Here is a 10,805-nt window from a genome sequence, read left to right on the forward strand (position 1 = left end):
AGGCCCATCTTTCCAAGCCCGATCATTGCAAACTTCATCATCATTTCCTCTTCTCTTTGAGTATGTCTTTATTATATGAAATAAGTTTACTTTTTTCAAGTTATTTTTGTAAATTTTTTTCAGAAAAGCGTTTTTGTAACGAACAAACCCTTAAGCCCAAACTCTAACTACTAGCTTTGAGCGTTTGATGGTAGAATTAAGGCATACTATATAAACTTGGAAGCGAGGTCAAATTCCATGACACAAAGTGGGTTTTCCCGAATTCGTTCATTTTTGAACCAATTAAGTGGTTCTGATGAAAAAATTGCTCATTATATCTTAAACCACGAAAACGAAATCCAAAAGATGACCATTCAAGAAATGGCCGATGCGACATCACTATCAACTGCAACTATTTCCCGATTTGTTAAGCGGATTGGTTATAGTTCATTTCGTGAATTTTCACTCAGCTTAGCGATTTCTACTCCTACCAATAGCACGTTCTTCGGTGAAATCAACGAAAAAGATGATACGCACCAGATTATTCAAAAAGTTTTTTCTGGGGCGGAAAATGCACTCAAAGCTACAAACGAAGTGATCAGTGATGATGATCTCGCCACTGCAGCCGACTGGATCGCCTCAGCGCGTAAAGTCGGATTCTTTGGAATCGGAGGATCTTCACTAGTAGCCTTTAACGCCTATCATAAATTCTTACGTACGCCGGTCCAAGGTTTTCAACACCCTGATTACGATATTCAAGTCATGGAAGCCGTTCGCATGACAAATGAGGACGTGGCCTTGGTCATCTCCCACTCCGGTCGTAACCATGACACGCTATCGGTGATGCAGCATCTACAAGCCCATGGGGTTAAAACGATTGCCATTACCGCCTTTCCAAATTCAGAAATTGCTAAAAATGCTGATTTAGTCTTAGCTAGTGCGGCCGAAGAAGTTAATATTCGTAGTGAATCCATGTCCTCTTTGATTGCCCAGTTAACCATTGTCGACACCCTCTTTACCCTCGTCGGTGTGCAAATGGGGGACAAGACCGCTGCCGTGGTGGATGAAATTCGTGATGCCATTGAACAAACTCGCAAATAAATTATATTCAAATCAAAAACGCCTAATCTCTTGCCAAGCTGATACTTTGACAATGAGTTAGACGTTTTTTTATTTATTCCGTTTAAAATCCGGATGATGTTTGGCCCAGATAAAATAAGCTATGGTTAAGAAAATTAAATAACCGGCCCCGATGCAGACTGATAACCGCGTATCAGGATTAATAAACATAAAGATGACAATCACGCATAATGTCATAATCGCAAAATAATTTGAATATGGATACCATGGCATCATCAGCGGATGGTTTACCAATTGATGCTTGTTGGCATGCCGGAAACGTAACTCACTAATAATAATTACAATCCATGGGACCATCCCCGGCAACACAGACGAACTGTAAACTATCACAAACAACTTTGCACCAATCTGACTAAAATGATCAAAATAGGCATTCATTAGTAATCCTAAAAAAATGCCAAACGAAATCGCTAAGATGGAACGGTATGGGACTTGGTGTTTTGATAATTTAGCAATCCTCTTAGAAATATAACTATCGTTTCCTAATTTATACAACATCCGACTGGCTGAATAGATTCCAGAATTTGCCCCCGACATTGCTGCTGTTAATACAACAAAATTAATAATTCCCGCCGCTCCAGTAATACCAATCTTTGCAAAAGTCTCGACGAACGGTGATCCAAGCGTCCCCAATTGATTCCAAGGATAAATCGCCACAATCACAAAAATCGCACCAACATAAAAGATTAAAATCCGAAAAACAACTGAATGAATTGATTTAGCAATCGCCGTCTGCGGATTCTCCGCTTCGCCGGCGGTAATTCCTAGCACTTCAATTCCTTGATACGCCCCCGCAATAATGGCCAATGAAAACATAAAGCCTTTAAAACCACCGGTGAAGAATCCCCCATGACTCCATAAATTACTCAGTCCGATTGGTTGCCCATGGTTGCCAACGCCAAAGATTATCATTAACATCCCAAAGACAATCATCAACACAATCGTCAGGACTTTAATCATTGCAAACCAATACTCAAGTCGTCCAAAAGCTTTCACCGAAACTAAATTAGCTAAGGTTAGGGTTACCAATACAACGAGCCCTGACGTCCATCCTGGGACGCTTGGGAACCAATAATTAACATAAGTTCCCACCGCAATTACTTCGGAAATCCCAACAATAATATATTGAAAAATATTACTCCACGAGGTAATCCAACCCACCACCGGATGAATATAGTTGGTAGCATAGTCAGCAAATGAACCCGTAGTGGGATTAATATAAATCATTTCACCGAGCGCTCGCATCACTAAATATAAAATCAAGCCCATAAACGCATAGGCTAAAATAACGGATGGCCCCGTCCAGGCAATCGTGGAAGCCGAACCTAAAAATAGTCCAACTCCAATCGTGCCACCCAGCGCAATCATCTGCATTTGTCCAGAAGTTAAAGCGCCTTTTAAATCCCGTTTTTTATCCGTTTGTCCTTTAACCGACTGCTTACTTTTATCCGCTACCATCCCCACGCCAGCCTTTCGTTTTAAATTTCACGTACATCCATTAAAAAAACGCTGTCCTTTTCACCTTAGCGAGTTGGCCCAGCGCTTGTTAGTCAATTCCTAATCTAAAAGCCCCAAAGCTACCATAAGTAGGTGGGGAGGGAGGTCAATTCAAATTTTTGTGGTAAATGATTCATATTTAAATACCTGCCTTTAATTTAGATATTATAGCACGTTAATTTCTCTGGAACAATCGTTTTATGAGAATGTTCTCATGTAACCTTCATTAATTAACACTAATTATGACATTCTTCATGCCGGCGTACGTGATCCATATGAATCAACGCATTATCTAATAATATTAAAATATGCGAATCGGCCAAGTAATAGTAGACCGTCCGACCGCGTTTAGTTGTTTGCACCAACTGTGCCTCCCGTAATAGTTTCAACTGGTGTGAAACAGCAGACTGTTCCATTTCCAAAGTGGCGACTAATTCTTTAACATTATAAGCATGCTCCCGTAATAAAGTAATAATCTTTAAACGGGTGCGATTGCCCAACAATTTAAAAATTTGTTCTAACTCGTCTATCATTTCTGTTTTCATAATTATTATCATCTTAAATTCTGATTGTTGTCCGTTTAGAAAGAAAAAGGCAAGCAACTCAATGCGCCTGCCTCCTATTTTTTAATTATCGGAACGAGAATAACCATTTTTCATTAAGTTCGAGCGGATATAAAGGACCTGATTTAACAAATCCTCAGTTTCGACCTTCATGACCTCAGCTAACTTAGCATTGGCCGCCTCCAAGTCTTGACCAGGTTGATCATTAAGTTGTACATGTCGGTGACCAAAAGCCATTGTTTTCAACTGATAACGTTCAACCATCGGAATTGCCTCTGCATAATTAGCGTCCACCAAACCAGCAATTAACCGGTTAATCCAGTAATAGTTCTCAGATGACACACGTAAGGTTGTTCCAGCAAAGTAATCAGGCATCTTATTGACATTCGTATAGGCGGGAATTAAGCTGGCAAACGGCATACTTGAAAAGGCAAACCACTGCAAAGCACGCTGGTCATCCGCCACATCTCCTCGTAATTGCAAGACACTTAAGTCACAATTCCGGTTGATTCCAATAGGACGGAACAAATGACGTGTCGTTTCATCCCCCATTTGACCGTATGGATCATAAATCGTTCCTTGATAATGGCTACTTAAAGCTGCATGCACATCATCAATGGTTAATTTATGCGCTGGACGTTGCATAAATGGAATATCATCATCCATTGGTTCATGCTTAACAGCTGGCGTAAACATTTGTTGGATATACCAAGCACGTGGTGTGTTGTAAACATGATCCATCTCGGTATGTGTTCCAAACATTTCTCGCGCATTATACTCAGCGCTAACTTGCAAGTGATTATCCGCAATAAATTGCGCCATATCAGCTGAAGCCATGAAATTCTTGGAATCATTCAAATCAAATGTTTCAATCCCCCGTTGATTAGGCACAGTTACATACGCATCATCAGGCACGCGTTGCGCGACCCAATGATGTCCACCAACGGTTTCCAAGAACCAAATTTCATCGACATCCGAAAATGCAATTCCATTCATCTCATATGTTCCATAGGTAGCCAAAAGTTCACCCAGGCGTTGCACTCCTTCGCGCGCTGAATGAATATAAGGCAAAACTAGTGTCAACATATCCTCTTCACCAATTCCACCATCTACTAGTTGATCAGCCCCAAGGGTGCGTGCATTAGTCGTAATCGTTTCCGTCGCTGACATCGCAATATTTTCAGCGTTAACTCCCGCTTCACCCCAAATTCCATGGGTTTCATCGACATCCGGAGTTGCCGTGTAACGCATAGGATTATCGGGTAAATCAATTTCTACCCCTGAAACCACTGCCTTATAGTGCCGTGGTTGCATTTCTGGTTGCATCACAATTAATTTTTTTGCATTAAAAGATCCATTTGGCGCATCTTCAGTTCGCGCAATAATTGTCGAACCATCATTGGTGGCACCCTTACCAATTAAAATTGTCGTACATGCGGTTGGTTCATATTGAAAGCTCATTATTAAATCCTCCCTTTTCTACGTATACTCTATTATATACCAATTAGTGACCTTTGCCGTGCTCATCGCGCAACCAGTCTAATTATTTTAAAGCTTGTTGGACAGCTTGTTTCAAAGCTGGTAAAACTGTGCTTTCAAACCACGGATTTTGTGCAAGCCAGATATTATTTCGTGGCGAAGGATGCACTAGGGGAAAATAAGCTGGCAGAAATTGAGTAAAATCACGAATATTATCGGTGATTTTGACCCGTTTTGGTTGTTGCAAATAATAGTGTTGCGCATAGGCTCCAATCAAAATGGTTAACGTGACTTGTGGCATTTCACCAATTAAACGCGCATGCCACTTTTCAGCTACCAACGGACGCGGCGGTAAATCACCACTTTTCCCTTTCCCTGGAAAATAAAAATCCATTGGTAAAACGCCGATTAAGCCAGATTGGTAAAATATATCTTCATCAATCCCCATCCAATCGCGCAAACGATCCCCTGAAGCGTCACGCCACATCTCATTTTTTAATTGAGTACGTAAGCCTGGTGCCTGACCAATAATTAAAATTTTGGCCGTCTTAGGCGCAGCATATAATGGGTGCCAACCTTGCGCTTGGAAAACTTGATTCTCTGACGCCTGTTCAATTTCATGATAAATACTCAAACCATCTTCCTCCTACTAACATACCACTAAACACCCTTTAAACTAATTTGGCTCCGACCATCCCCCATCTTTTGGATCAGAATTTGCTGACCAATGCGATTTTTCATCTCAGAAACGTGACTAATTACTCCAACCATTCGATTGGCGCTCACCATTTCTAATGCATCTAAAGCTTTCTCCAAGGTCTCTTGATCTAACGAGCCAAACCCTTCATCAATAAAGAGGGCTTCAATCTGCACTCCTTGTGCAGAATTTTGCACAATTTCGGATAGGGCTAACGCAATCGCCAGGGCTGAAATAAAGGTTTCACCGCCAGAAAGAGTTTCACTTGAACGAATTTGACCCGTTTCATTGTCATATACATCAATATCAAGTCCAGTATCCCGTTGCTTAGTCCGTGGTTGTTGACTAATTTCCAGTTGATATCGGTTATTTGAAAGCAAATTTAAATAATGATGATTGGCATACTCTAAGACAGTCTTCAAATATTGCTGTACGACATACGTTTCAAGTTTTAATTTATTATCGTTATCAGCCTGCCCATTAATAACTTGATAAAGACGCCGCAAATCTATTAATTCATCCAAATGTTGGCTTTGCTGTTTTGCTAACGCTTTTAACTGCGTTTGAATCTCCTGAGCAGCTTGTAGTGCTTGCTGCGCTATAATCTGCGCTTCCTCAGCAGTTTTTACTTGCTGCTGGAAATCATTTTCAACCGCGCGCTGCTGATCAAGATCCGGTTCAACTTGATTTTGTAATGCTGTCTTAAGCGTCTTTAACGCTTCAACCAAGCGCTGTTGGTCTTGCTCAAAAGTTTGCACCGCCCTAGTTAAGGCCATTAACTTTTCACTAGTTGCAGCATCAATCCACGCCAACAATTCAGTTTCATCCTGGGTCTTTGCTTCCGGTTCCTTCACCGCTGATTGTAGTTTAGCCTCGACTTGTTGTAACTCAGCTTGTTGTTTATGTAACGTGCTTTGTTGCGCCTTAAATTGGGATTGACATAATGTTACATGCTGTTTTTGTTCATCAACTTGAATTTTAGCATCCGTCAATACTTGCGCATACGCTTCACTTTGCTCAATTAAAGATTTTCGCTCTGCTTCCAAATCTGAACCAGCCGGCAATTCACCATAAACCCGCATTGAACGTTGCAATTCAGCCTGAGCCTCATCCCGCGTCGCCTCCAATTTAATCAACGCCGTCTGATCATTTTGTAAACTATTCTGTAACTGTTCGTACGCTTGATTTAATTCTTGTTGCCGCTCAACTTGCTCCTGCAAAGCTGTCAGCTGCTCGGCAACCATCGCTTGAGCATGGTTCAAATCAGTCGTAATTTGTTTTTCATCATATTGGTCTGACCACTTTAAGTTGGCATGCGGCTGGTGTAAGAAATGGGCATAAGCATCTTGAAAAACCACCTTTTTCGTTGCTAAATTCTTTTCTTCATCAAACTGCTTTTGTTGGAGTTCATCTAACTGCACCTGCGTATGTGCTAATTCAGTCTTAGTCCGCTCTAATAGATTTTGCGCATTGTCAACCGCATCAAGTGCATTACGTAAAACCGTTTGATTCTCCGTTTCCGCATGATTCTCATATTTGGGATGTTCTAAAGATCCACACACCGGACATGGTTCCCCCGGTTTTAGCTCACTTTGCAACATCGCAATCATCAAAGTTCGGCGTTGTGCTTGCTTCCCTCGATATTCATTTTCAGCATCATGAACTTGTTGTTGTTGCTTTAAGCTCTTTTTTTGCGCTTGTTCGAATGCTTGATTAGCTCGGCTCACAGCCGCTTCTTGTTGGCGGACCTGTGTGTTCAAATTTTTTAAATCTTGGACTAATAATTGTAAATCTTGAAAAAGATCATGTTGCTGTTGCAGTTGAGTCCGTGTACTTAACGCCGCCTTTATCTGACTAAGTTGTCGTTTTACAGTTATTAAGGCCAGCCGCTTTTGCTGAATTGAGTGCTGTAATTCATGAATATGCGGCGCTTGTTCCGCGCGTTTTTGTTTTTGGCGTTCTTGCAGCTCCGCCTCGCGCAAAATAATTTGAATCTGTTGCACCCGTTGTTGCCGCACCGTTTGATCTGACGCCTTTTGCTCAAGACTTTGCAAGTTTTCCAATGCTAGCTTGAGCTTTTCTTGATCGTCGTTAAGACCCGCTTGTAATCTATCTAGTTGCGCTTTTTGCGTCTCAATTGCTGGCTGTAAGCGTCGCTCATTTTGGCGCAAATCACGAAATTGACTCGCCCAATTTAGCTCGGTCAACCGTTGCCGATTGTGCTCAAAATTAGGTTGTTGCTCTTGGACCTTCGTCTGATATTCATTTTGCAACTTTTTTTGTTGATCAAAAGTTTGTTTTAATTTTTCCGCCGCCTGCCGTTGCTTTGCGTACTGGTCTAATGTAACCTGCAATGACTGCACTTTTTGTTGTTTTTCAGCATGAGCTTGTTGGCGTGTTTCAATAATCGCTCGTAAAACGGACTGCTGTTGCGAACTAGAGGCAGTCTGCAATTGTTCTCTCTCACCATCATCCCACAACGGCGCTTCCAATAAACTATCCATTTTATTGCGAGCCGTTTTCTGTTGCTGTTCTAATTCAGCTAATTTAACTTTCAAAGCTTCACGAAAGTCAGTATAAATTTTAGTCCCAAAAATATTTTTTAATAATTCTTCTTTTTGATTGGTGTCGGCTTTTAAAAATTGCGCGAAGTTATCTTGTGGTAATAAAATGATTTTTTTAAATTGGTCTGCATCTAAATGTAACAAATTATGAATTTGCTCTCCAACATCTTTAGGCTTGGTCCCTAACACATTCGTCTCACTCCCCCGTGGATTTTCGACCACCGCTAAATTTGCCGTCGTTTTCGCGCGGGTCAACCCACCACCACGTTTGGCAGCCCGCCATTGTTCTGGACGGCGAACGACCCGGTATAGTTGTTGTCCCTGTTCAAAGACAAAAGTGACTTCCGTAGTTTGCTGTGGGCTAGCGAACTGACTGCGTAAATTATCAGCTTTACGATTATTAGTCGTCGATCCAAATAAGGCATACGTCATAGCATCAAAAATAGTTGATTTACCGGCGCCTGTATCTCCTGAAATTAAAAAAACTGATGCTTCATTCAATTGACTAAAATCAATTTCTGCATAGGCATAAGGACCAAAATATTCCATTTTTAAATAAACTGGTTTCATAACTTAATCCTCTCGCGTGATTTCCGTAAACGTTTCGGCGATTACTTGTTGTTGATACGTTGTTAATTCTTCTTGTATCATCTTTTGATAAAACTGATTGACTGCCTGTTCGGGACTGATATCTGCGCTTAGCGGCTGATTTACCGTCGGCTCCAATGTATTCGCGGGAGCTTGATACTCTAATTCAACAACTGTCCCATATATATTCTGTAATTCCGCCCGGATATTTCGCCCGGCCAAAGTGGCACGGTCAAAATCTTCAACGGTAATCGCAAAATAAGCTTGTTTGACCGGCTGATTTTGATAAAAATCAGGATCTAACAACGTTTCAAAAGACGCTGAAAGGACAATTAAATCTGTTTGGGGTATTAAAGGATGAAAAAGCCTCTTCACCTGATGATCATCAATTTCTACCACTTCAACCCCTTTTTGTCCATTTTTAACCTGGGCCTCTTTCACATTAAATTTAATGGGGCTCCCAGCATAACGTACTGTCGCACTGGGTGAAGCATGTCGCGTATGAATATGCCCCAAGGCGACATAATCAAAATCTGCAAAAAGCTGATTTGAAATCGTAGCTAAGCCCCCCACCTGTGATGGTGTTTCACTCAACCGTTCAATTGGCTCTTCCAAGTTAGCACTTACAGCAAAATGCGTAACTAATATATGATTCAATGCCGGATCAAAAAGCTGCACCATTTCTGGTAAAATATACTGCAAAGCATCGTTTAACGTCCGAATCGTTTGCACTTTCTCATCGGACCAGCCTTGCTTTTTATAATAGACGCGGACATCCATCGGGTCTAAATATGGCAACAAAAAGATTTGGGTCGTCCCTGCCGTAATGGGCTGAAACGCCGCAGCCACATCCGTCGCCAAATACATGGCATGATCACCATACCATTGTTGACCAAATTGCATGCGTTTAGCACTATCATGATTACCAGTAATCATGTATAGCGGAAAATGATTAACCAAATTTAATTTTTCTAGCATGGTATTTAAGGCTGTCACCGCTTCCACGGGTGGCACGGCTCGATCATATAAATCACCAGCAATAATAATTCCATCAACTTTTTCTTGTTGAGCGATATGTAAAATTTGATCAAACATTGCATTTTGTTCTGGTAACAAACTATAGCCATTCAAGGTCCGCCCAATGTGCAAATCTGCTGTATGTATGAATTTCATTTATTTATACTCCTTTAACTGGTGGCTTCCCTACTTAAGTTCATTTTACATGATTTTTGGAAAAACAAACTGAATTTTAAAAACTTCTCGAACTTATTTAGACAAAAAAATAATGTTCATACCGACTATCAGGAATAGTCATTACGAACACTATTAGTTGCATTGCTTATAAATTGAACGCAATTATTTTTCCAAAAATAATTGATATGCATTCCGTGGTTCATTAGGATGATCATCCATATAGACGACACCGGCATATTCAAAATCATTTCGCCCCAAAACATGCCGCATCCGTAGATTCTGTCGATGCGTATCAACGCGAATTTCTTTGTAACCTAACCGATAGACCTCACTAATTAAATTACTAAACAAAAATTCACCCAGGTGATTACCAGATAGATTACTTTGAATCGCAATCCGATGCAAGGTCACATACTTTCCATCAGATGGTTGCCATTCCCCTTGATAAATCTTTTGATAATTAGGCTCAGCTCCCGTTACCATCGTTGCAGTCCCGACTATTTTCCAGTTATCAATCAAAACATACGTCATATCCCGCTCAACATCAACTAATAAATCTCTTTTTTGCGGATAACTCCCTTGCCATTGTGGAATTTGATCCATGGCCAAAAGTCCCTTTGCATCTTGAATCACTCGATTAATTTGATTAACATCATCTAAATTAGCTTTTCTTAAATAAATCATTCTACCTAACCCCTCTAAGCTACTTCTTAAACCAAATATAAAAGGCTATATTCATATGATTATAGCCTTTAAATTCATATCTGATAAATATCTTATAATACCCTAACATCTTTTTTACGCGATAACAACGCTCATACTTTAATTCATTCTAAATACCATACACACCGAGCAACAAGCATCAAAATATCCTATAAAAAGTGCTACAAAAAATGCTACAAGCACAAAAACAAACCTTACAAATAGCTATCTCAAGCCATCCGTAAGGTTTTAAATTTAACTATTTATGCCGACTGGGGGAATCGAACCCTCGACCTACGGTTTACGATACCGTCGCTCTACCAACTGAGCTAAGTCGGCATATCAGCAAAGCTAATATATAACTCCGAATGTCGGGCTCGAACCGACGACAGCACGATTAAC

At 40.6% G+C, this 10,805-nt stretch carries 8 protein-coding genes and 1 tRNA gene; 1 reads left to right on the forward strand and 8 read right to left on the reverse strand.

The window, feature by feature from the left end; genetic code table 11:
• The first annotated feature begins 237 nt into the window (after positions 1-237).
• Positions 238-1,080 (forward strand): MurR/RpiR family transcriptional regulator, encoded by an 843-nt coding sequence (locus tag ACJQWY_RS06660; RefSeq protein WP_407076953.1) that lies wholly within the window; start codon positions 238-240, stop codon positions 1,078-1,080.
• A 69-nt stretch (positions 1,081-1,149) separates the two neighbouring features.
• On the opposite strand, the gene ACJQWY_RS06665 is transcribed toward ACJQWY_RS06660, so the two are convergent.
• The 8 genes from ACJQWY_RS06665 to ACJQWY_RS06700 all read right to left on the reverse strand — a co-directional run bounded on the left by ACJQWY_RS06665 (position 1,150) and on the right by ACJQWY_RS06700 (position 10,742).
• Positions 1,150-2,577 (reverse strand): amino acid permease, encoded by a 1,428-nt coding sequence (locus ACJQWY_RS06665; RefSeq protein ID WP_407076954.1) that lies wholly within the window; start codon positions 2,575-2,577, stop codon positions 1,150-1,152.
• A gap of 275 nt (positions 2,578-2,852) precedes the next feature.
• The gene (locus ACJQWY_RS06670) at positions 2,853-3,161 is read right to left on the reverse strand and encodes an ArsR/SmtB family transcription factor (protein ID WP_407076955.1); all 309 of its coding nucleotides are present in this window, start codon (positions 3,159-3,161) and stop codon (positions 2,853-2,855) included.
• Between the two features lie 81 nt (positions 3,162-3,242).
• Positions 3,243-4,640, reverse strand: coding sequence for a C69 family dipeptidase (locus ACJQWY_RS06675; protein WP_407076956.1), 1,398 nt, complete (start codon positions 4,638-4,640; stop codon positions 3,243-3,245).
• 82 nt (positions 4,641-4,722) lie between these two features.
• The gene (locus ACJQWY_RS06680; protein ID WP_407076957.1) at positions 4,723-5,292 is read right to left on the reverse strand and encodes a uracil-DNA glycosylase family protein; all 570 of its coding nucleotides are present in this window, start codon (positions 5,290-5,292) and stop codon (positions 4,723-4,725) included.
• A 26-nt stretch (positions 5,293-5,318) separates the two neighbouring features.
• A complete protein-coding gene (locus tag ACJQWY_RS06685) occupies positions 5,319-8,489 on the reverse strand; it encodes an AAA family ATPase (RefSeq protein WP_407076958.1) in 3,171 nt (1,056 codons plus the stop codon).
• Positions 8,490-8,492: 3 nt separating this feature from the next.
• The gene (locus ACJQWY_RS06690; RefSeq protein ID WP_407076959.1) at positions 8,493-9,680 is read right to left on the reverse strand and encodes an exonuclease SbcCD subunit D; all 1,188 of its coding nucleotides are present in this window, start codon (positions 9,678-9,680) and stop codon (positions 8,493-8,495) included.
• Between the two features lie 183 nt (positions 9,681-9,863).
• Positions 9,864-10,385 (reverse strand): GNAT family N-acetyltransferase, encoded by a 522-nt coding sequence (locus ACJQWY_RS06695; RefSeq protein WP_407076960.1) that lies wholly within the window; start codon positions 10,383-10,385, stop codon positions 9,864-9,866.
• Positions 10,386-10,669: 284 nt separating this feature from the next.
• A tRNA-Thr gene (locus tag ACJQWY_RS06700) sits at positions 10,670-10,742 on the reverse strand.
• Positions 10,743-10,805: the final 63 nt, after the last annotated feature.

The sequence above is a fragment of the Weissella kandleri genome (assembly GCF_045504165.1).
Lineage (GTDB): Bacteria > Bacillota > Bacilli > Lactobacillales > Lactobacillaceae > Weissella > Weissella kandleri_A.